Raw genomic sequence first — 371 nt, 5'->3', positions numbered from 1 at the left:
CAGGTCGATGTCGCAGCGCTGAACGCCACCTTCGCGGAAGCGCTCGCCCCGTCGTCTGGAGCGGATGACGATGATGGGGACCTGGCGCATGACGACGAGACCGAGTTGGAAGACGACGCGGATGGTGGTGAGCTGGCTGGTGGCCCGGGAACCGATGATCCTGCCGCGACAGATCAGGAGGATGACGTGCCGCACGGCAGGGCGGAAAGTCCGGCTCCGCCATCGCAGACACCCGAAGAATTCCTCAGGACGCATGTTGAGTTTGTAGGTTTCAGCTGAGCGAGGCTGTTGCCGCCGTACGGCTCTGGCTCACGGCCTGTCGCCCTCAGTGGTGACGTCGGGCGGTGAGCCAGCAACGGCCTCTGGCAGGA

At 65.0% G+C, this 371-nt stretch carries 1 pseudogene; it reads left to right on the top strand.

The window, feature by feature from the left end:
- A pseudogene (locus B7449_RS18945) lies at positions 1 to 279 on the top strand (ParB/RepB/Spo0J family partition protein); the annotation flags it as partial.
- Positions 280 to 371 lie beyond the last annotated feature (92 nt).

Origin of the sequence: Komagataeibacter intermedius TF2 (assembly GCF_000964425.1) — a bacterium.
GTDB classification, from domain to species: domain Bacteria; phylum Pseudomonadota; class Alphaproteobacteria; order Acetobacterales; family Acetobacteraceae; genus Komagataeibacter; species Komagataeibacter intermedius.
Note: the sequence above shows the minus strand (reverse complement) of the source record. Positions and strands in the feature narration are given on the sequence as shown.